Below are 463 nucleotides of genomic sequence, written 5' to 3'. Positions count from 1 at the left end.
CAGATCGCCGTCCTTGCCGATCCTGTCTTTTCCTGTCGAGACGATCGCACGCCGCCCTGTGAGAACGCCAGTGACACCACTTCTGAAAATCTCCTCACGGGTTTTGGGGGTCAACCCCAGAGTGACAACGACAATAAACGCCAAGGTTGCACGTTCTTTGATCGCCTCCAACACACCCGCACCGAAGCTGAAAACATCCTCGCTTTAGTTCCCGATGACCAAAAATTCCTTGCCCTCGATTTCTCTGCCAACCGATCTCAAGCCCTCAATAGCAATCTCTCTCAATATCAAATTCTGCACCTCGCTACCCACGGTTGTATTAATGACGATCCTTTGCGTTCTGGCTTAGTTTTCTCACTTTACGACGAAAAAGGCAACAGTCAAGATGGACTATTGCGGCTGCAAGATATCTATAACCTCGATCTCAATGCCGAGTTAGTGGTTCTCAGTGCTTGTCAGACGG

General features: G+C 49.7%; 1 protein-coding gene. It reads left to right on the top strand.

Annotation, left to right across the window (positions count from 1 at the left end):
* Positions 1–463, top strand: a 463-nt coding sequence (locus JUI58_RS00755; RefSeq protein ID WP_204101839.1) for a CHAT domain-containing protein, incomplete at both ends; no start/stop codon positions are given.

The sequence above is a fragment of the Spirulina sp. CCY15215 genome, assembly GCF_016888125.1.
Taxonomy (GTDB): Bacteria; Cyanobacteriota; Cyanobacteriia; order Cyanobacteriales; family Spirulinaceae; genus CCY15215.
This window is presented reverse-complemented; position numbering and strand designations above follow the sequence as displayed.